The sequence below is a fragment of the Sorangium sp. So ce887 genome (assembly GCF_051521455.1).
In the GTDB taxonomy this organism is placed as follows: Bacteria; Myxococcota_A; Polyangia; order Polyangiales; family Polyangiaceae; genus Sorangium.
Map to the genome: position 1 here is coordinate 1,354,475 of NZ_CP150354.1, position 20,179 is coordinate 1,374,653.

At 70.7% G+C, this 20,179-nt stretch carries 14 protein-coding genes and 1 pseudogene; 6 read left to right on the forward strand and 9 right to left on the reverse strand.

Annotated features, from left to right (window positions below):
* Positions 1-144 precede the first annotated feature (144 nt).
* A complete protein-coding gene (locus WMF36_RS05065; protein ID WP_437578472.1) occupies positions 145-1,347 on the reverse strand; it encodes a P1 family peptidase in 1,203 nt (400 codons plus the stop codon).
* Positions 1,344-3,731, reverse strand: coding sequence for a D-alanine--D-alanine ligase family protein (locus WMF36_RS05070; RefSeq protein ID WP_437578473.1), 2,388 nt, complete (start codon positions 3,729-3,731; stop codon positions 1,344-1,346). Before WMF36_RS05070 ends, WMF36_RS05065 begins: the two co-directional genes overlap by 4 nt.
* 178 nt (positions 3,732-3,909) lie before the next feature.
* On the opposite strand from WMF36_RS05070, the gene WMF36_RS05075 reads away from it, so the two are divergent.
* A complete protein-coding gene (locus WMF36_RS05075; RefSeq protein WP_437578474.1) occupies positions 3,910-6,366 on the forward strand; it encodes an ATP-dependent helicase in 2,457 nt (818 codons plus the stop codon).
* Between the two features lie 107 nt (positions 6,367-6,473).
* On the opposite strand, the pseudogene WMF36_RS05080 reads toward WMF36_RS05075, so the two are convergent.
* Positions 6,474-6,593, reverse strand: a pseudogene (locus WMF36_RS05080) (hypothetical protein); the annotation flags it as partial.
* Positions 6,594-6,955: 362 nt separating this feature from the next.
* On the opposite strand from WMF36_RS05080, the gene WMF36_RS05085 reads away from it, so the two are divergent.
* Both WMF36_RS05085 and WMF36_RS05090 read left to right on the forward strand, forming a co-directional pair.
* Positions 6,956-7,945, forward strand: a complete 990-nt coding sequence (locus tag WMF36_RS05085) for a hypothetical protein (RefSeq protein WP_437578475.1) — start codon at positions 6,956-6,958, stop codon at positions 7,943-7,945.
* A gap of 291 nt (positions 7,946-8,236) precedes the next feature.
* Positions 8,237-9,220, forward strand: coding sequence for a hypothetical protein (locus WMF36_RS05090; RefSeq protein WP_437578476.1), 984 nt, complete (start codon positions 8,237-8,239; stop codon positions 9,218-9,220).
* A 52-nt stretch (positions 9,221-9,272) separates the two neighbouring features.
* Here the strand turns inward: WMF36_RS05090 and WMF36_RS05095 are convergent, their stop codons facing one another.
* The 4 genes from WMF36_RS05095 to WMF36_RS05110 form a co-directional block, all read right to left on the reverse strand.
* The gene (locus WMF36_RS05095) at positions 9,273-10,340 is read right to left on the reverse strand and encodes an FG-GAP repeat domain-containing protein (RefSeq protein WP_437578477.1); all 1,068 of its coding nucleotides are present in this window, start codon (positions 10,338-10,340) and stop codon (positions 9,273-9,275) included.
* 283 nt (positions 10,341-10,623) lie between these two features.
* Positions 10,624-11,988 (reverse strand): DUF1552 domain-containing protein, encoded by a 1,365-nt coding sequence (locus WMF36_RS05100; protein WP_437578478.1) that lies wholly within the window; start codon positions 11,986-11,988, stop codon positions 10,624-10,626.
* On the reverse strand, positions 11,985-13,736 hold the full coding sequence (locus WMF36_RS05105; protein ID WP_437578479.1) for a DUF1592 domain-containing protein: 1,752 nt from the start codon (positions 13,734-13,736) through the stop codon (positions 11,985-11,987). The genes WMF36_RS05100 and WMF36_RS05105 overlap by 4 nt, the downstream gene beginning before the upstream one ends.
* Before the next feature lie 190 nt (positions 13,737-13,926).
* Positions 13,927-15,162 (reverse strand): pyridoxal phosphate-dependent aminotransferase, encoded by a 1,236-nt coding sequence (locus WMF36_RS05110; RefSeq protein ID WP_437578480.1) that lies wholly within the window; start codon positions 15,160-15,162, stop codon positions 13,927-13,929.
* Between the two features lie 319 nt (positions 15,163-15,481).
* Between WMF36_RS05110 and WMF36_RS05115 the strand changes: the two genes are divergently transcribed.
* A complete protein-coding gene (locus WMF36_RS05115; protein ID WP_437578481.1) occupies positions 15,482-15,760 on the forward strand; it encodes a MoaD/ThiS family protein in 279 nt (92 codons plus the stop codon).
* 71 nt (positions 15,761-15,831) lie between these two features.
* Positions 15,832-16,998: a WD40/YVTN/BNR-like repeat-containing protein gene (locus WMF36_RS05120; protein ID WP_437578482.1), complete on the forward strand. Its 1,167-nt coding sequence runs from the start codon at positions 15,832-15,834 to the stop codon at positions 16,996-16,998.
* A gap of 54 nt (positions 16,999-17,052) precedes the next feature.
* Here the strand turns inward: WMF36_RS05120 and WMF36_RS05125 are convergent, their stop codons facing one another.
* Together WMF36_RS05125 and WMF36_RS05130 are read right to left on the reverse strand one after the other, a co-directional pair.
* Positions 17,053-17,649 carry a 50S ribosomal protein L11 methyltransferase gene (locus WMF36_RS05125; protein ID WP_437578483.1) on the reverse strand — a complete coding sequence of 199 codons (597 nt, stop codon included), beginning with the start codon at positions 17,647-17,649 and terminating at the stop codon, positions 17,053-17,055.
* 100 nt (positions 17,650-17,749) lie between these two features.
* Positions 17,750-18,610, reverse strand: a complete 861-nt coding sequence (locus tag WMF36_RS05130) for an MBL fold metallo-hydrolase (protein WP_437578484.1) — start codon at positions 18,608-18,610, stop codon at positions 17,750-17,752.
* 166 nt (positions 18,611-18,776) lie between these two features.
* Between WMF36_RS05130 and WMF36_RS05135 the strand changes: the two genes are divergently transcribed.
* Positions 18,777-20,009 (forward strand): MFS transporter, encoded by a 1,233-nt coding sequence (locus tag WMF36_RS05135; RefSeq protein WP_437578485.1) that lies wholly within the window; start codon positions 18,777-18,779, stop codon positions 20,007-20,009.
* Positions 20,010-20,179: the final 170 nt, after the last annotated feature.

A 20,179-nucleotide genomic window follows, 5' to 3' on the forward strand; every position in this document is an offset into this window, starting at 1 on the left:
ACCCGCTTCGGATACGGGCCCACCTCGACGTTTTCGGTGCTCAGCGCACCGGAGTGCGCCTGCGCGCCGAAAACGCCGATCTGGGCCCGTCTCCTGTGCGGGTGACCGCCGCTCTGCGGAGGAGGGGCGGGGGGAGCGCGGCGGCTAGAGGAGCGGGGGGGGATCGGAGGGGTGCGGCGGGCGGTACCGCGCGAGGATCTCGGCCACGGCGTCGAGCGGCAGGGCGGGGGCGTGGTGGCCGCTGTGGCCGGTCGTGTCGACGCCGGCGCACATGGCGTTGAGGATCGCCTCTTCCACCACGTCGACGGTGGCCTCGTAGAGACCGTCGATCTCGGTGTCGAGGACGAGCTCGGCCATGTGCCGTCCGGGCGCGAGGGGGTGCACGCTGAGCGAGCGGCTCGACCGGGGGGCGCTCCACCGCTCGGTGGCGACGCGAGGCACCCGGTTCGCGGTGCTCCACGCGAGGACGATCTCGCCCGAGTTGTTGGCCGCGTACCCGCCGGTCCGGCCGATCGCGAGCGCGGCGCGCCGCGCCAGGCGCGCGAGCTGGCGGTGGATGAGCGGGGCGTCGGTGGCGACGAGCACGATGATGGAGCCGGCCGGGCCCCGCCGCGGGATGTGCGTGAAGCGGTCGCTGATCAGCCGGCCCACCGGGACCCCGTCGACGCGGAGCAGCTCGCGATCGCCGAAGTTCGAGAGCACCAGCGCGCCGACCGTGGACTCGACCCCGCCGACCGGGACCGAGCGGCTCGAGGTGCCGATCCCGCCCGCGAAGTGGAAGGTCTGCATGCCCGTGCCAGCGCCGATGCTCCCCTCGGCCACAGGGCCACCCCGGACGTTGTCGAGCGCCTCCTCGACGTCGGCCTGCGTCACGTGGCGGCCCACCGTGTCGTTGAGGAAGCTGTCGTCGCACTCGGCGACGACCGGGATCACGACGTCGTCCTCCTTGCCGATCCTCGGATGACGGTGCGAGAGCCACGCGACGCTCGCGTCGAGGACGCGGCCGACGCAGAGCGTGCTGCAGAGCAGGATCGGCGTCTCGCAGAGGCCCCACTCGTTGATCTGCGAGAGGCCGGTCACCTCGCCGGCGCCGTTCAGCACGTAGCTGGCGGTGAACACCCGATCCAGGAAGATGTCGCCGTCGGCGGGTATCACCGCGGTCACGCCCGTGCGCACCGGGCCGATGCCCGGGACGAGCTCGCCCTCGCCCTCGATCTTTGTCACGTGGTGGACCCGGACCCCGGTGACGTCCGTGATCGCGTTCTCGGGACCGGTCGGAAAACGGCCGATCGCGACGCCGAGATCGCGCAGCCGAGGGCGCCTGATCGAGGTCGAGGGCGCGCTCACGGGCCGGCGACCTCGCGGTCCGCGACGGCGGCCGTGGACGCCGTGGAGGAGAGGGGGGCGGGCTCCGCCGCGAGCGGCGCGGGCCCGGCGAGCGCCGGCTGGGGCGCGGCCTGCAGGCCCGGCTCGGCCGCCGGCGAGGCGCCCGCGGAGACCGCGGCGGCCGCGGTGGCAGGGGCCGCGGCGGCCGCGGCGGCAGGGGCCGCGGCGGCCGCGGTGGCAGGGGCCGCGGCGGCGAGGGCCGCGGCGGCGGCAGGGGCCGCGGCGGCGAGGGCGGACTGCGGCGCCGCAGCGCGGGCCTCGCGGTGGCGCTTGAGGCAGCCGGCCATGATCTCGCCGATCAGCGTGCGGTAATCCATCCCCGCCACCTTCGCGATCACGCAGAGATCGCTGAAGTCGGGGGTCAGGCCGGGCAGCGGGTTGATCTCGATGACGTACACCCTGCCGTCCTTTGTCATGCGCAGATCGACCCGCGCCACGTCGCGGCAGCCGAGGGCCGCGAACGTGTCGCGCACGACCTTCTCGATGCGGCGGAGCTCGGACGGCGTGAGCTGCGCGGGGCAATCGAAGCGCACCCGCGACGTGTCCGCCTGCTTCTCCTCGTAGCCATAGACCGGATAGGAGGGCGGGTCGACGAAGACGACCTCCATCGGCGGCAGCACCTTCGTCCGCCGCTCCCCGAGCAGGCCCACGGTGAACTCGCGCCCCGTGACGTACTCCTCGATGAGGGCCGGCTGGTGGTAGCGATCGACGAGCTGCCTCGCCGCGGCGCGCGCGGCGGCCTCGTCCTTGACCACGGACGAGGAGGTGATCCCCTTCGAGGTCCCCTCGGCGTTGGGCTTCACGATCACCGGATAGCGGAACGGCTTCAGCTTCTCGCGCCCGGTCGTGACCACCTGCCACTCGGCCGTCTCGATGCCGGCGGCCCGCAGGATCTGCTTCGTCAGCCCCTTGTCGAGCGCCAGCGAGAGCGTCGTCGCGTCCGAGCCGCTGTAGGGGATGCCGAGCAGCTCGCAGAGCGCCGGCACCTGCGCCTCCCGGCCGCGGCCGCGGAGCCCCTCGGCGATGTTGAAGACCACGTCGACCCCGGAAGCGGCGAGCGCGCGCGGCAGATCCGGGGTCGCCTCGAGCGGGACCACGGTGTGGCCGTAGCTCTCGATGGCGCTCGTGATCGCCTGGATGGTGCGCGGCGAGTCGAACTCGGCCTCGGAGTCGGACGCGGCGCCGGCGCCCGCCTTGCCAGCGCCCCCGTCGGCCGCGGCCGGCTCGCCCCGCTTCATGTTGTAGGTGAAGCCGACGCGGAGCGCGGTCCGCTTCGCCCGGCGCGGCGGGTTGCTCTCCAGGAGCGGCAAGAGCCCCCGCCGCTTGCAGGCGCTCCTCACGATGGCCCGGATCACGCCGTCGAAGTCGACGCCGCGCTGGGCCGCGGCCACGAAGACGCTGGCGCCCGGCTGGAGCGTGGGCAGCCCGTCGACCTCGAGGAAGTGCACGTCGTGGCCCTGGCCGCGGATCGACGACGGCGTGACCCGGAACTCGCAGCGCGCGTGGTCCTTGAGGTCGAGCGCGCGCACGATGCGCGCGGTGAGCGACCGGATGCGCTCGATGACCGGCGCGGGCAGCTGCGCGGGCCGGCGCGTCACGTGCTCGGGCCTCGCGTGCTTCAGGTTGAAGTCGTACACGTTGTAGTTGCCCGGCACCTGGGGGTCGATCACGAACTCGATGGGCGTGAGGACCCCCTCGGGGACGCCCGCGCCGTTCGGTCGCGCGCCGCTCGCCTCCTTGAGGCCGTCGACGAAGGAGCACGCGATGTCGACGCCGGCGATGTAATGCTCGACGAGCAGCCCCGCCTCGAAGCGCGCGAGCTGCCGCTCGACCACCTCGGCGAGGTGGTACGCGTCCTCGCAGACGCTCCACTCCCGGGAGATCCCCTTCGAGGAGCCCTCGAAGTTGGGCTTCACGATGACCGGGAAGCTCATGTCGTCGAGCGCGCCGCTCTCCAGGGTGGTCCGGTTGACGAGGCGGGCGCGCGGGGTCGTGACGCCGTAGCTCGCGAGGACGCGCTTCGTGAGCGACTTGTCGAGCGCGACGTTCAGCGTGTAGGCGTCGGAGCCGGTGTACGGGATGCCGAGCTCGTCGAAGAGCGACGGATAGAACGCCTCGCGCGTCTTGCCCTTGTGGCCCTCGGCCGTGTTGAAGATGAGGTCCGGCTGGACCGCCTCGAGCCGCGCGAGGACCCGGGAGGCCGGCCCGCTGACCTCGATCCGCTCCACCTCGTGCCCGGCCCGCTCGAGCGCGCCGGCGATGGCGGCGATCGTCTCCGGGCTATCGAACTCTGCTTCCTCGGCGGACCCCGTGATCTTCAGGTTGTGCGTGACCGCGATACGCATGGTCTCTCCTGTGCCGCTCGTCCGGGCCGCGCCTCCTGTGCTCTGTCGGAGGCGCATGCGCGTGCGAGATTACGGTGAGCGCGCCTGATTTGCGGCGGAAAAAACGGGGATGCCTGGCGGTGTACGATGGGACTGGCCAGGCTCCCGCTCGCGCGATGGTCGTGCTAGCGACCCCCGTGTGGATCGTTTTGCCGCACACGACGCCGACCGCCCCCCGCCGCCCGAGCCTGGCCTCCCTTACGAGGAGCTGAACGAGCCGCAGGCGCGCGCGGCCCGCCACGCGGCGGGGCCGCTGCTCATCTTCGCGGGCGCGGGGAGCGGAAAGACGCGCGTCATCGTGTACCGGATCGCGAACCTCATCGTGACGCACCGTGTCCCGCCCTACCGGATCCTCGCGGTGACGTTCACGAACAAGGCGGCGTCCGAGATGAAGCGTCGGCTGGAGGGGCTCATCGGGGCCGACATCGTGAAGGACCTCTGGGTGGGCACGTTCCACTCCGTGTGCGCGCGCCTCCTGCGCCGGCACCACGAGGCGGCCGGGCTCGACAAGAACTTCATCATCTATGACGACGACGACCAGCGCGCCGTCATGAACCGCGTCCTCAAGGAGCTCAACCTCGACGATCGGCGCTATCCGCCCCGCCAGGTGCTCTCGCGCATCCACGCCGAGAAGCAGGAGGGGCGGGGGCCCGGCGAGTTCGAGCGCAAGGGCTACTTCGACGACGCCATCGTGCGGTGCTTCGAGGCCTACGAGCGGCACCTCAAGGCGGCGAGCGCGGTGGACTTCGACGACCTCCTGCTCTCCGTGCTCCGCCTCGCGGAGGACCCGGCGAGCCTGGCCGGCGAGGATCTCCGGGGGCGCTTCCGCCACGTGCTCGTCGACGAGTTCCAGGACGTGAACCAGGTGCAGTACCGGCTCGTCCGGGCGTTCTGCAGGAGTCACGACAACCTCTGCGTGGTCGGCGACGACGACCAGAGCATCTACCGCTGGCGCGGCGCGGACGTCCAGATCGTCCGCGGCTTCCGGCGCGATTTCCCGCACGCGGAGGTGGTGAAGCTCGAGCAGAACTACCGCTCTGTGGGGCACGTCGTGCGCGGCGCGCTCGGCGTGATCCGCCACGCCTCGGACCGCGAGCCGAAGGAGCTCTGGACGTCGAACGAGGACGGCGCGTTGATCGACGTGGTGGCGGCCGACAGCGAGCACGACGAGGCGGCGTGGGTCGTCGAGTGCGTCCGCGAGCTCATCGCGCAGGGCGTCTCGCCGAACGAGATCGCGGTGTTCTACCGGATCCACGCGCAGTCGCGCGTGCTCGAGGAGGTGCTGCGCGAGGCGCGCATCCCGTACCAGATCATCGGCGGCACGCGCTTCTTCGAGCGGGCGGAGGTGAAGAACCTGCTCTCGTACCTGCGCGTCGTGGCGAACCCCCGCAGCGACGTGGATCTCAACCGCATCATCAACGTGCCGGCGCGCAAGATCGGCCAGAGCACGGTGGACAAGCTCATCCAGGCGGCGGACGTGCTCGGTGTGTCGCTCTACGAGGCGATCACGCCGCTCGTGGAGGGGGCGGTGCCGCCGTCGGAGATGCCGGGGGGCCAGCTGCCGCCGCTGCCGACGGCGGCGAAGCGGAGCCTGCTCGGCTTCCGCGATCTGATGCAGGGGCTCATGACGGAGGCGAGGAGCGCGTCGCCGAGCGCGCTCGCGGAGGAGGTGCTCGCGCGGTCGGGCTACGCGAGGATGCTCGAGCAGGACGACAGCGTCGAGGCCGAGGCGCGGCTCCAGAACTTGCGCGAGCTCGTGCAGTCGCTCGTGGACTACGAGCAGGAGACGCTCGCCGCCGGCGACGAGGCGACGCTCTCGGGCTACCTGGAGCGGGTGAGCCTCGTGTCGGACGTCGACGCGCTCGTGGACATGCCGAAGGTCGCGATGATGACGATCCACGCCGCGAAGGGGCTGGAGTTTCATGCCGTGTTCCTGACCGGCATGGAGGAGGACCTGTTCCCGTTCCGGAGCCAGGATCCGAACCGCAAGGGTGACATCGAGGAGGAGCGCCGCCTCGCGTACGTCGCGATCACGCGGGCGCGGGCGCGGCTCTGGATCACGCATGCGGCGCGGCGGGCGATCTTCGGCCAGACGCGTTACGGCTTGCCGAGCCGCTTCCTGGCCGACCTCCCGCCGGCCGCGGTGCGCCCGATGGCGACGCCGACGGCGATGATGGCGCAGCGCCGGGGCGACGTCGGGGGCGGCGGGTACGCCGGGTCCAGGTCCGGCGGCGCGGGAGAGGCCCGTGGCTTCTGGGAGGGCCGGGATCGGAGGCCTGCGGCGCAGCCCGAGGAGCGGCTAGCGTGGTCGCGGTTCGCGGCGGAAGGCGAGCCCGTGAGGGCGCCGGCGCCGCGCGGCGTCGAGCGACCCGAGCGGGCGCCGGGCGAGCGCTATGTCGAGCGGGAGGCGGTCGACGCGGGCGGCGAGGGCGGCGAGGGGCTGGTGCTGCGGCGCGGGACGCGGGTGTTCCACGAGCGGTTCGGGCCGGGCGTGGTGGAGAGCGTGGACCCGGGGGCGGATCCGATCGCGACGGTGAAGTTCTCGGGGTGGGGGAAGAAGCGGATCAAGGTGGCGTTCTTGCGCGCCGGGTCGTGAGGGAGCAGGACGGCGGGGGCCAGGCCTGGGGTGGCGCCGTGGGCGAAAGCGCTCCGTGCGCGGAGCGCGAGATCTGTACGATTCTTGAGAAGAATCCAGCGTGTCTTCGTCAGCACGGCCTGCTGTCCTGCCTTCCTGAGAGCATGGACCTCGTCGCGACGTACGGCATCGACGGTCTTGCCGAGCAGCTGCGCGACATCGAGGCGGTCGAGGACATGTCGAGACATTATCCGTACGCACAGCGCATATTCTGCGGAGCAGCCAGAATTCAACGCAAAGGCGCAAAGGCGCAAAGGCGCAAAACGACGGAGAGGAAATGAACGAGAATGAGATGGCTAAGATCGTCGTCGACGCGGCGATCGAGGTGCATCGCAGCCTTGGAGGCAGGGTATCCATCGCGTGGTCGACGGATTGCAGGACTGACTTCCCCCCTCGCCCTTGCCTTTTTGCGCCTTTGCGCCTTTGCGCCTTGGCGTTAAATTCCGGCTTCCCGTTGCGAATGGTCTACGGAGGAGCCGCTTTTATGACCCACCTTGCTACAGCGTGGCAACAGCGGGAAAACTTACTCAAGAGCTAGCCGACGAGTCGCATGCACAGGAACATCCGTCGTGCCGTCGCGCCGGCGCTGGCCGGCGCGCTGCTGTCGATCTCGGCGGTCGCCGCGGCCGAGCCTCCGTCCAGCGCCCGCGACCGGCTCGTCGCGCAGGCGCACGCCGCGGTCGCCGAGGCGCGGCTCGCCGAGGCGCGCGATCTGTGGATGGCGGTGTGGAAGCTCGAGCGCTCCCAGGTGGCGGCCTGCAACATCGGCGCGCTGTCGTTCCGGATCGGCGACATGCCGGCCGCCGTGCGCTGGCTGTCGCTCTGCAAGGAGATCATGCGCGCGCCGCGGACCCCCGTGGAACGGGAGCTCTACGAATCGCGGATGGTCGATCTCGCCCGCGCGCGCCAGCTCGCCGGCGAGCTCCGCATCGTCGCGCCCGCGGGCGCGACGGTCACGATCGACGGCGCGCCGGCCGAGATCGATGGCGACAGGCCCATCCCCGTCGAGCCCGGGCGCTGGGTCGTGCGCGCGGCGCTGGACGGCAAGACGGCCTCGGCCGAGGTCGACGTCCCGCGCGGCGAGACGCGGGAAGTGAGGCTGACCTTCCCCCCGCCGCCCCCGCCACCGCTGCCGCCCCCGCCGCCCGAGGGGCCTCGCGCCGCGCGACCGAGCCCCGCGCCCCCTCCGCCCGCGCGACCGGGGCCGGATGCCACCCTCGTCACGGGCGGCCTCGGGCTGTCCGTCACCTTCGCGGTGGTCGGCGGCGTGCTGCTCGCCGGCGCCGAGAAGCGCGAGGAAGCCGTCCTCGCCTACGCCCGCGCCGCAGGGCCGAACGGTTGCTTCCGGGCGAGCTGGCCGATGTGCCAGCAGGCCGTCGCGGCCCGCGGCGAGATGCGCACCTTCAGGCAACTCGGGGTGGCCGGCCTCATCACGGGAGGCGCGGCCCTGGCGGTCACGCTCGGATACTCGTTCTACCCGCGCGGCCAGGCCGACGTCCGGGTGTCGGCGGATGGCTTTACGGTCACAGGCGTCTTCTGACCACGGATTCGACATCGACCCTGGCCTGACCGGCGCGTGACCCGACACCGGCGCCTGCGTGCCGCGCACTGGCGAAAACTTGCGTGACGGCCGCGGGCAGAGCGCGGCATAGTGAGCCCGTTCGAGGAGCAGGCCAACGACACCCCGGCGGATTGGGGCCGCCAGGGTGTCGGCTGCCCAGCCCTGTGCCGGAGGACTGGACGTACGATGAGCTCTGTCAAGCATTGCGTCTTGGCGATTTTGTTTCTCACTAGTTTTGCACTTTTTTTCGCCTGTGGTGCCGAGCCGTACGTGGGGGGCGACTGCGCGACCACGGACGACTGTCTGTCCGACGGCCAGACCGTGCCGGGCACGGTCTGCATCAACGGGCGCTGCGAGTGCGCCGAGCCGGGCAAGGTGGTCTGCTGCCCGCGCGGCGAGAAGGAGCCGGACTGCTTCTTGATGTGCCGGCCCTGCGACGAGTGCGCGGAGGGGACCGCGGAGTGCTCGGGCGTGGTGGACCCGTCGGCGCAGTGCAAGAACGACGCGGAGTGCCCCGGCCCGCCGGATCCGCGGTGCGGCGCGGTACGCTGCGTCGAGGGGAAATGCGAGCTCGAGATCAAGCCGGGTCGCCTCGGCTCGCAGGTCCGCGGCGACTGCCAGCAGGACGAGTGCACGGAGGAGGGGAGCGTGGTCAGCGTGCCGGCGTACGACGTGTACAACGACGGCAACCAGTGCACGAACGATCTCTGCGACTATGACCGGCCGCTCAACGCGCTGCTCGACGGGGTGATCTGCCCGATCTCGGGGTCGGGGCGGTGTCATGAGGGGCGGTGCGTCGAGTGCCTCCACGACGATCCTACCCTGCACTGCGCCGCAGGGCTGGCGTGTGACGGGGTGTTCTGCGTGCCGCCCCACTGCGTCAACATGGTGTTTGATGTCGGGCGCGGAGAGACCGCTCAGGACTGCGGTGGGGCTTGCGCTCCGTGCAGAGATGGGGATCTATGCAACGCCGGGGCAGATTGCCAGTCGGGCGTGTGCGCGATGGCGCATTGCAAGGCGCCGACGTGCGCCGACGGCGTGAAGAACGGCGGCGAAGCCGGCGTGGACTGCAGCGGCGCGTGCCCTCGCCTCTGTCCTGAGGGCGGCGGCTGCGAGTCCGGCGAGGATTGCGCGAGCGGCGTCTGCTGGGCCGGCGCCTGCGAGGAGCCCACCTGCAAGGACGGCGTGGAGAACGGCGACGAGCTCGGCGTCGACTGCGGCGGCAAGGGATGCGCCGCGGCGTGCCCGGGGTGAGGAGCGACGCCGAGCTCGCCGACGGCGAGCCGCGAGCCACCGGCGGCGCCGGTCAGTCGCCGCCGCGAGGGCCCGGGATCACCGGCCCCGGCGAGAGGAGGCGGCTCCCCTCCATCAGCCATACGGCCATCTCGTTCGTCCCGGCCCTCTGCCAGATCACATCCGCCATCCCATCCAGGTTGACGTCGCCGCCGGCGCGCGCGCTCCAGCCGTCGCCGATCGGCCCCGGAATCACGGGCCCCGCCGCGAGCAGCTGGCTCCCTGCGATCAGCCATACGGCCATCAGCCCGCTCTCTTCGTTGCTCCAGAGCACGTCCACCATGCCGTCGGCGTTGAAATCGCCCACGCCGGTGACGACCCAGCCGTCGCCGATCGGCCCCGGAATCACGGGCCCCGCCGCGAGCGGCTGGCCTCCGTGCATCAGCCAGACCAGCAGCAGGTTCTGCTCGATATCGATCCAGACCACATCCGCCATTCGATCGAAATTGACGTCGATCGGAAAGCCGAAGCTGAAGCTGAAGCCGCCGATCGGACCCTGGATCGGGGGCCCCGCCGCGAGCAGCTGGGTGCCGTTCATCGGCCAGACCGCCATCTGGTTCTGATCGGAATTGATCCAGAGCACGTCCGCCATCTGATCGAAGTTGAAATCGCCGGGCAAGGCGGTCCAGCCATCGCCGATCGGCCCTGGAATGAACGGTCCGGGCGCGCGCAGGCGGCTGCCGTCCATCAGCCAGACCGCCATCAGGTCCCGTTCGTCATGGGACCAGAGCAGGTCCGCCATGTTGTCGGCGTCGAAATCGTTCGCCCAGACGACCCAGCCGTCGCCGCCGGGCCCCGGGATGAACGGTCCGGGCGCCAGCAGATCGCTTCCGTTCATCAACCACACGGCGATCCGGTTTCGTTCGGCGTCGTACCAGACCACATCCGCCATCCTGTCGGCGTTGAAGTCCGCCGTCTGGGTGATCTTCCACCCGTCGCCGTGGCGCCGCTGCGTCGCGGCGCCGGGGGATGGGGCCGAAGGCGCGATGGGACGGCCCTCGCTGGCCGGGTCGACGCCGCGCGCGCAGGCGGCCGTCGCGGGGATCGCGGCGGCCATACCCAGCGCTCTCACGACATGCATGGACGTTCTCAGGCTCGCCTCCCTGGCCCTCATGCCGTGCAGCGCGGCGAAGGCCGTCGTCGGGGATCCGTGGCCTCCGCCCGTGGGCGCGCGGTTCACGGCGCCGGGGAAGTTAGCAAGCGCCGGTCCATCCGGAGCCGCGTCGACCCCGAAGAGGGGTGTCGCGCGCACAGGGGTTGGCTCTCGGAAGAGGAGAGTTGCCGGGGCGTCAATGGCATCGGGGTGGCCCCGGCTGCTTGCTGGCGTGGCAGAGGAAGAGGGCCGCAGCCGTTCGGGCGCCTGCTCAGGTGAGCGGCAGGGCGCCCCCGGCGTTCAAGACGTCCTCGCCGAAGCTCGTGACGTCGTCGAAGCCCATGTAATTGAAGCAGCTCACGAGCATGTCGGCGAAGGAGCGATCGCCCCGGAAGTCGACAAGCCGCCCGCGCCGGAAGTGGTCGTGAGCTTTGCCCGCGAAGACGACCAGGCTGTCCTCGATGCTGTGGGTGTCGCCCTGCCCGAGCTCGTTCCAGTGCACGACGAGCGTATGATCCCAGAGCGTGCCGTCGCCGTCGCTCGTGTTCTTCAAGATCTCGTAGAGCTTTGTGTTCTGCTCCCAGAGGTGCTTGTGGATCTTGCGCACGTCGGCGAACGCTGCGGCGTCGCTGTTGTGCGAGATGTCGTGGTGACCCTCGCTGAGGCCCAGGCTCGAGTAGACGCGGTTGCTCGTGTTGCCGCTCCAGTTGAAATTCACCACGCGCGTCAGATCGCAGGCGAACGCCAGGGCGCTGATCTTGAAGAACAGCTCGCCCATGATCACGTGGTTGTCGTCGGCGTAGGGGTCGAGCTTCATGCCGAGCGAGGTCTGCACGCACGCGGCCGCGTCGTTGCCGGTCTGGAGCGCGCGCTCGACGTCGCGCATCGCGTCGAGGTGCTGCTGGATCTTGGCGCGGTCCTCGGCGCCGAGCCTGGTGAGGAGGGAGTTGCCCTCCTCGCGCACAAGATCGATGGCCGACTGCTTCTTCGCCAGGCGCCTCAGCACCTCTTGCTGCGCGGCCCCCTCGCCGGACGAGAAGGCGAAGATGCGGGCGTAGGCCTCGTACGGGTCGGTCTCCGGTGGGATCGGGCTCTGGTTGCCCACGGGACCCGCGTGGGCGTGCGTGTTCCAGATGTCGTTCCGCTTGTTCCCGACGCGGAACACGAGGTGCCGGTGCGCGACGCTCTCGTCGGCCTCCAGCACGCGACCGCCGATCGCGTAGTCGGCGCTCGGCCCCTCCACGTAGCCGATGGTGGACTCGGTGCCGCCGATCGGGAACGACCCGGTGCCGGACTTCCACGGCGCGAGCGAGCTGCCGCCCTGCTGGTGGTTGTCGGCCCGCTCGGCCTCCGGCAAGTCGTAGAAATGCTTGTGCAGTTTGTTGAGGAAGACGAGATCCTCGCGGTAAGGCTCGAGCGGGGCGAGGAACTCGCCGAGCTGAAAGCTCGTCTCACCGCCGGCGCTGAAGCGCTTCGCCGTCTCGTCGCCGTTCGCCTGGAACACGAACATGATGCGGCGCGGGGAGGGCGTCGTCTGGGCGCGCGCGCGGCTCGGGCGCATGGCGTCGAGGAACGGAAGCGCGAGCGCAACTCCGGATGCGCCACGCAGGAAAGTACGGCGGCTCAGCGGTTTCATGGTCTCTCCGGGGTGATCACGGGGCGGTAGCGGAAGGCGTCGGTCTGCGTGAGCGCGACCACGAGCTCGGACAGGCTGTAGCCGCTCTCCTTGAACGCGACCGAGAGCGCAGCCATCGAGCAGCGATCGGCGTCGGTCTCGTCGCGACCGTGGGAGAAGCGGAAGTTCTGCAGCACGTAGCAGGCGCGCGCCTGCTCGCTCTGCGCGAGGCGCTGGCCCAGCTCGGCGGCGTTCGCCACGGGGCCGTCGGCGTCGCGCGTGTGCGAGATGTCGCTCGAGGTCGCGACCGGCCGACCCTCCTCGTCCGTGGTGCGGGCGCGGCCCACGGCGTCGAACGACTCGAACACCACGCCGAGGGGATCCATCATCGCGTGGCACCCCGCGCAGCTCGGCTCGCTGCGGTGGAGCTCGAGGCGCTCGCGCTGCGAGAGCCCTTCTCCCAGGCCCTCGAGATCGAGCTTCACGTCGTTGGGGGGAGCGGGCACGATCGCGCACAGGAGATCGGTGCGCACCTTGAGGCCGCGCCGGACGATCGAGGTGCGGGTCGCCTTGTCGTGCGTGAGCATCATGCCCTGGGTCAGCACGCCCGAGCGGCCGGGCATGTCGACCCGGACGAAGCCGTCGCCGCTCACGCCGTCCACGCCGTAGTGCTGCGCGAGCGCGCCGTTCACGAAGCTGTATTCAGCGGTGAAGAGCTCGTCGAACGAGCCGCTCGGGCTCGAGAACAAGCTCTTCACGAACGTGCGCGTCTCCTCTTGCAGCAGGTCGGGCAGGCGGGGCACGAGGTCCGGATACACCGCCGGATCGCGCGTCATGCCGCTCAGCAGGTCGATGTCGAGCCACTGGTCGAAGTACTCGAGCAAGCGGTCGGCCCGGGGATCGGCGAGCATGCGCCGCACCTGGGCCTCGACCTGCGCCGGCGTGCCGAGCTCGTCCGCCGCCGCCGCGCGCGTGAGCTCCGCGTCCGGCTGCGACTGCCAGATCAGGTACGAGAGCCGCGAGGCCATCTCGTACGGCGTGGGCTCGGTGACGTCACCCGTGCTCGCCTGGCCGAGCTCGACGCGATAGAGCACGTTCGGCGACTGCAGCATGCTGAAGACGACCCACTCGATGCCGTCCTTGAAGGTGTGCCCGTCCGAGCCTGCGGTGAAGCGCTCCTCGTAGCTCTGGACCTCGGCCTCGGTGAGCGGCCTTCGGTACGCCCTGGCGCCGAAGGTGCGGATGAAGTCGCTGGCGCACTCGAGCTCACCGAGCGCCGCCGGATCGCAGGAGACAAGGCCCGGAGCCTGCGCCGCGACGGCGGAGATCTGCTCCGCGGCGTCGAGGTACTTCTGCGCGACGAGCGAGCCGACGGTCAAGAAGCTCGCGTTGTTGCGGAAGCCGAGCGACTCGGGCTCGCTCGGGAACGTGGCGACCACCGTGTCGATGGTGGAGGCCACGCCCGAGACGCCGGAGAAGAGATCTTTCAGCGTATTGGAATACTCGTAGTTGCTGAGGCGGCGGAGCGGCGTCGCGCCGGGCTGCGGCGTCTGGCAGAAGGGCGAGGCCAGCACGTCCTCCGGGGTCTGGGCGCTTCCAGGCGTGTCCCCGCCGCTCTCGGAGCCCGAGCCGGCCGGCGTGGATTGGCCAGGTCCGCCGATCTGGCCGTTGCAAGCCGCGAGGAGCGCGAGCAAGAGCGGCGCAGCGTACCTGCGTTTTGAGCCCGGGAGCTCGAAAGGCCAGCGATGCGTGTGATGATCGGGGTTCACCGTGTCCTCCACGCCGCGCCCGACGAAAGGCACGAGCTGGTGCGAGCGCCGACTCCATGGATCGGCGCTGACATGGGTTCCCGGCGCTGAGACTCAACAGCGCCGAGGTTAGAACCTACCAGAACCTGTCCGGTCAGCCACACATCACGAGTCGATCGCGAACACTTTTGTCCTCCAACGACCCACTCGCTTACCCAATTTCTCTGCTCTCGCCGAGTTTTTGAATCTCGACGGTAGCGGCGCGCGGCGCCTCGCGCCACGCCGCCACGCTGGCCGCCGCTGCGCGGCGCGGGTTCATCACGGCGTCGAGCTGCTCGATGAAACAGCTGTTCTCCGCCGGGAGGCCGACGGTCACGCGGAAGTATTCATCGTATCGCTCTTCGCCGAACGGCTCGAAGACCTTCACCTTCACGCCGCGGGCGAGCAGCGCGTCGTGGACCTTCGCCCCGGACCACGCCCCGCGCGCGCGGCACAGGATGAAATTGGCCTTCGACGGGAAGGCTTCCAGGGGGCGATGACCGCCGATGGCCGCCATGAGCCTGGCTCGCTCCCTCCCGGTTTGTTGCCGGACGAACTCGAGGTGTCCTCTGTCCTGCAACGACGCCATCGCGAGCTCGGCGGCCAGCTGCCCGACACGGTGAGGCGTCAGCCTGGCCTCCATCTGCGCCACCAGCTGCTGGTCCGCCACGGCGTACCCGACGCGCGCCGACGCGAGCCCGTGGGCAAAGGAGAAGCTGCGCAGCACCATCAGGTTGCGATGGCGGAGCACCAGGTCCGTCATGCGGGTGCCCGGGCTGTCCTCGAGGTAGTGGACATACGCCTCGTCGATGAAGAAGCAGGAGTCAGGGAACCGGGCGAGCAGCGGCTCGAGCTCTCGCCTCGTGATGAGGACGTTCCCCGTGGGGTTGTTGGGGTTGCAGAGATAGACAAGGCCGTCCTGCCGTGAGAGCTGCGATTCGAGCATTTTCACGTCGAGCGCGAAGCCGTTCTCCGGACCCAGCGGGAGCAGCACGCATCGCAGCCCCACCCGGACGCCGGCGGCAGGCACCTTGGAATAGGTGAGCCGCGTGGTGATGATGGGGTACGCGACACGCCTCAACAGGAAGCGCAGGGTCCGCATCGCCGAACGCTTGATCTTGTTCTCGATGAGGAACGGGATGCAGGCCTTGAGCAGCGGGCCGCTCCCGTTGGCGACCAGCACGTTCTCCGGCCGCACGCCTGCGTCTTCGGCGAGCGCGCGCCGGAGGTCTCCGTTGTCCGCGGCTGGATAGCGCCGCAGCGCCACGTTGCCGTCATGACGCCGCATGACGTCCGCGCACCGCTCGGAGCAGTAGGTGCCGTGGTTCAGCGCCATGTCGATCGGCGGCGCGCCGGACCGGCAATCCGGGTCGAGGGGTGCGTCGCTGGCTGTCGCTCGGGGCTGCATGGAGTGCTCCTTGCGTGAGTTGTGATCAGGGTCAGGCGAGCCCCCGCGTCCCCGGGCTCGGGGTCCTGCATGCGGCGACGTCATCCTGATGTTCGAACATTCGTCCCCAAGATCCAGGAGGCCACCGCCGCGGGCCAGCTGCAATGGAGATCTCGAGGCGCGCGGCCGCCGGTCCGGAGGGGACCAGCAGGCGGAGGGCCCGGGCCGCCGGGCGCCATGTCACCAGGTGTCGGAGTAGAGCTTGACGGTGGGGAGGCTGCTGCTGCGCGGCCGCCCCTCTGGGCTCGACGGAGGGCGCCCGATGTGCGATCGTCGGCCGATGGCGCGCGTCGAGTTCAGCACTCATCTGCCCACGTTGTTTCCTCAGCTCGCCGGAGGCCCGCTCTCCGTCGAAGCGTCGACCGTGGCCGAGGTCATCCAGCGCCTCGAAGCGCTCGCGCCCGGAGTGGCGTTCTATATCTGCGACGAGCGAGGCCGGCTGCGCAAGCACGTCAATGTGTTCGTGGCGGGGGAGATGATCGTCGATCGACGCGCCCTCTCCGATGCCGTCTCCTCGGACACGAGCGTCTTCATCGCTCAAGCCCTCAGCGGCGGCTGAGCCACGCGCCGCGGCACGTCCCCGAACGCCGGCCCCGGCTTGAACCACCCCAAACAGGAGCTCTCGACAACATGGTCCAGCGACTTCTCATCGGTACACGCAAAGGCACCTTCATCGCGGAGCGCGGGGCGACCGGCTATCGCCTGCGCCTCGCGGGTCATGCGGGCGTGTGCGCCAACTATGTGGCGGCCAATCCGCACGACGGCAGCTTGTGGGCGGCGCTCGGCTTCGGGCACTGGGGCGCCAAGCTGTCGACGTCCCGGGACGGAGGGCAGACGTGGAAGGACGCCCCTTCGCAGATCAAGTATCCCGAAGGCGCACGGTACCTGTCGCCGCCGGACCCGGGGCAGGAGGGCGAGGGAGAGAGCCGCTTCACGATGCGCCCGGCCACGTTGCTCAAGCTATGGGTCATCGGCTTCGGCGCGCCGGGCCGCATCTACGTCGGCACCATCCCGGGAGGGCTCTTCGTCAGCGATGACGGGGGAGAGCGCTTCGAGCTCAACCGTCCGCTCTGGGACCACGAGAGCCGCGGTGGAAACCTGTTTGACGGGGACGGCAGCGGCAAGACGCACTGGTTCGGCACGCCGGCGTCCGAGGGCGGCGAGTTCGCCGCCGGCATCCACTCGATCGACGTGGACCCGCGCGACCCCGACCGCGTGCGGGTCGGGATCTCGACGGCAGGCGTGCTCGAGAGCCGCGACGGCGGCAAGACCTGGCACGGCAGAAACAAGGGCCTGACCAACGACTATCTGCCCGAGCAGCAAGCCGAGTGGGGGCACGACGCTCACTTCATCCAGTGTTGCCCCGGTCAACCCGACCACGTCTGGCAGCAGAACCACTGCGGCGTTTTCTACAGCAGCGATGGCACCGCGACGTGGAAGAAGGTGAGCCAGCCCGAGCAGGGCGTCCATTTCGGTTTTCCCATCGTCCCGCACGACGAGGATGGGCGCACCGCCTGGGTGGTGCCCGGCGTCTCGGATCAACAGCGCATGACCATCGGCGGCGGCCTCTTCGTGGCCCGCACGCGCGACGGCGGACAGTCGTGGCAGGCGCTCCGGGAGGGGCTGCCTCAGGAGAACGCCTACGATGTCGTGTACCGGCACGCCCTCGCCCTCAGCGGCGATGAGCTTGCCTTCGGCAGCACCACCGGCAATCTCTATGTGAGCAGCAACGGCGGAGAACGCTGGCAGGCCATCGCCCAGAACCTGCCGCCCATCTACAGCGTGCGCTTCGGGTGACACGAAGGCGGGGCTCGGGACACGCTTTGTTCCGCGCCTCGCTTCGGATCGGGCTCAGGGCGAGGGTCGGGGGGGCAGGCGCCACACGAGCGTACGCCACGCGTCCCGCTCGAAGATCTCCGGCCGACGTCCGGCGAGGAGCGGCGCATACCGCGCGACGATCTCCGGAGCGTCGGTGGACACGAGCCCCGAGAGGATCAGCGTCCCGAGCGGGGCCAGGCGAGCCACGATCAGGGGGGCGAGCTCCGCGAGCACATCGCGAAGGATGTTGGCCACGACGATGTCGAACGTGCCGTCCGGCCACGTCGTCGCGAAGCTCACGCGGCCTTCCACCGCGCTCCGCCGTCCATTTTCCTCGGCGACAGCGAGCGCGGCGGCATCGATGTCGACCCCGATCGCCTCGCCGCCGAGCTTCGCGGCGGCGATCGAGAGGATGCCTGTTCCGCACCCGACGTCGAAGAGGCGGAAGCCGCCTCGCGGCGCGAACGACGCGAGCGCTTGCAGGCACATCCGCGTGCTCTCGTGCCGGCCGTCGCCGAATGCGTGGCTCGGGCCGAGGACGATGGTGCGCTCGTCGATCTCCGCGTCCCACGGGCCGAGGATCACACGAAACCGAGGCGGTACTTCGATGACGGTCGAACGGGCGCTCATGCTCGTGGGAGCCTGCCACCGCGCGGCCGCAGCGTCATCCGAGCCGCAGGGGCTGGCCCGCGGGCGGGGGGAGGCTCGGCGGCGCCCGGCGCGGGCGCCGCTAGATCCAGACCTCTCCGAGCAGCGGCAGCACGCCCATCCTCACGTCGCGCGCCGCCCGGCCGAGTCGCTCCGCCAGGCGCTCTCCCTGCATCGCGGGGAGCGCGACGGCGGGGCGATCGAGGGGCAGAAAGAAGTTGTCCCAGTGCGAGAAGAGCACCGCGCGCGGCGACAGGGCGCGCGCGACGCGCTCGGGGAGGTCGCGCGAGGCGGTCCAGCCGGCGACGCAGAGCAGGAGCAGGTCGGGCTCCCTGCAATCGAGGCCCGCCTCGACGAGCTCCGCGCTGCCCAGGTGGACGATGCGCCGGCCCGCGACCCGGATCTCCACCGCAAAGACGGCGCCGCACCGGTAGCGGTCGGCCCGGAGCGGGACCTGGTCGCAGTCGGAGATGTCGCCAGGGAAGGGGACCCGGCCGAGCAGCAGGCGGGAATGGGCGCTCGGGAGGAAGCGCAGCTGGAACGGGCCGACCTCGGCGACGACAGGCTGGCCGCCCGGCGCGCGCTCGACGTCGCGCACGCGCGCCGCAGGGACGCCGGAAGCGCGGCAGAGCGCCACCGCGGAGCGCGAGCCGAGGACGGTCGCCCCCGTGCGGAGCGCGATCTCCGGGATGTCGAGCGCGTGGTCGAAATGGGTGTGGCCGGCGATGACGGCGTCGGCGCGCGGCGCGTGGCGCGCGACGGCGGCCACGTCGGGGACGAGCCGGCCGAGCACGCAACGGCGGAGCGAGGCGCGCGTGAGGTAGGGATCGATGAGCACCACCGTGCCGGCGTGCTCGACCGCGAACCCGGCCGCGCCGAGCCACCGCACCCGGACCGTCCCAGCCGGCGCGAGCGACCGCGGAGAGAAGGTGTCGGCGATCATCGGCGCTGGCTCGCCCGATCGGCAGACGTGGTGAGTCGGTGCGGCGTGATCATCGAGGTCGGCGCGGCGTGCTGATCGAGACCGGATCGCAATTGAAACGAGATCGACCCCCAGTGTCCGTGTTTCGAGCGACCGAAGCTCGTCCCCTCGGTTACGATTGTCGGTCGTGACAGACCGAACGCGCGCCGGCAAGATCGCCGCCCTCGGCGCGCTGTACTTCGCTCAGGGCATCCCGTTCGGCTTCCAGGCGACGGCGCTGCCCGTCTTCCTGCGGGCGAGCGGCGTCTCCCTCTCCGGCGTGGGCTTCGCGGGGGCGCTCGCGCTCCCGTGGGTGGCGAAGGCGCTCTGGGCGCCGCTCGTCGACCGCTTCGGGTGGGAGCGGCTCGGCAGGCGCCGCTCGTGGATCCTGCCGCTCGGCGTGCTGCTCGCGCTCACGTGCGCGGCGGCGGCGTTCGTCCCGCCGTCGCGCCACCTCGGCGCCCTGCTCGCGCTGGTCTTCCTGATGAACCTGCTCGCGGCCACCCAGGACATCGCGGTCGACGGGCTCGCGATCGACCTGCTCGGTCGTGGCGAGCTCGGGCTGGCGAACGCCGCGCAGGTGGTCGGGTACAAGGTCGGCATGCTCGTCGCCGGCGGGCTGCTCGTCTGGGCGAGCGCCTGGATCGGCTGGCGCGGCCAGTTCGGCGCGATGGCGGCGCTCATCCTCCTGTCGGTGCTCGCCTCGCTCGCGCTGCGCGAGCCGCCGGCGAGCGAGGTCGAGGCGCGCGCGCGCCGCTCGCTGCGCGAGGTGCTCGCGACGGTGCTCGTCGCGCTGCGGGCGCCGGGCGCGCTCTGGGTCGTCGCGTTCCTCGGGACCTACAAGCTCGGCGAGGCGATGGTCGACATGATGTTCAAGCCCTTCCTTGTCGACGCCGGCTTCCCGCCGCACCGGATCGGCCTCTGGGTGGGCACGTACGGCCTTGTCGCGTCGATCGCCGGCTCGCTCGCGGGGGGCCTCCTGTCGCAGCGCATACCGCTGCTCGCCGCCGTCGGCGTGACCTCGGCGCTCCGGTCCGCCGCGATGGCGGGCGAGTGGTACCTCGCCGCGGCAGGCCCACCCGCCGCCGGGGCCGTCATCGCGGTCACCGTGGCCGAGCACCTCTTCGGCGGCGCCCTCACGACCGCGGTGTTTGCCTTCATGATGTCGCGCGTCCGGCGAACGGTCGGGGCGACGCACTACACGCTGCTGGCGAGCGTCGAGGTGCTCGGGAAGTCGCCTGCGGTGTGGCTGTCGGGCACGCTCGCCCAGCGGCTCGGCTATGCAGGCCTGTTCGCCCTGGGGACCGCGATCTCGGTCATCTTTCTCGGGCTGCTGCTTCCCTTGCGTGAGTTGCGTGAGCGGCGAGCGGGCGAGGGGTGAGGAGCTGAGGAATTTCCTCAAATTTTTTGGAAAATTCACAGGGAGGCGGGGAGGCGGGGAGTAAAATCTCAGAAAAACTCCCCGCCTCCCCGCCTCCCTGTTCAATTTCCCGCTGTATACGGGCACAAAATGAGGGGATTCCCCAGGTGAGGAGACCTGGCCGGTCGATC

What these genes read in the sequence shown, in the direction of transcription:
- WMF36_RS05070 (WP_437578473.1), bottom strand. Translation starts at nt 3,731, where the DNA reads ATGCGTATCGCGGTCACGCACAACCTGAAGATCACGGGGTCCGCCGAG.
- WMF36_RS05085 (WP_437578475.1), top strand. Translation starts at nt 6,956, where the DNA reads ATGCACAGGAACATCCGTCGTGCCGTCGCGCCGGCGCTGGCCGGCGCG.
- WMF36_RS05095 (WP_437578477.1), bottom strand. Translation starts at nt 10,340, where the DNA reads ATGCATGTCGTGAGAGCGCTGGGTATGGCCGCCGCGATCCCCGCGACG.
- WMF36_RS05100 (WP_437578478.1), bottom strand. Translation starts at nt 11,988, where the DNA reads ATGAAACCGCTGAGCCGCCGTACTTTCCTGCGTGGCGCATCCGGAGTT.
- WMF36_RS05110 (WP_437578480.1), bottom strand. Translation starts at nt 15,162, where the DNA reads ATGCAGCCCCGAGCGACAGCCAGCGACGCACCCCTCGACCCGGATTGC.
- WMF36_RS05115 (WP_437578481.1), top strand. Translation starts at nt 15,482, where the DNA reads ATGGCGCGCGTCGAGTTCAGCACTCATCTGCCCACGTTGTTTCCTCAG.
- WMF36_RS05120 (WP_437578482.1), top strand. Translation starts at nt 15,832, where the DNA reads ATGGTCCAGCGACTTCTCATCGGTACACGCAAAGGCACCTTCATCGCG.
- WMF36_RS05125 (WP_437578483.1), bottom strand. Translation starts at nt 17,649, where the DNA reads ATGAGCGCCCGTTCGACCGTCATCGAAGTACCGCCTCGGTTTCGTGTG.
- WMF36_RS05130 (WP_437578484.1), bottom strand. Translation starts at nt 18,610, where the DNA reads ATGATCGCCGACACCTTCTCTCCGCGGTCGCTCGCGCCGGCTGGGACG.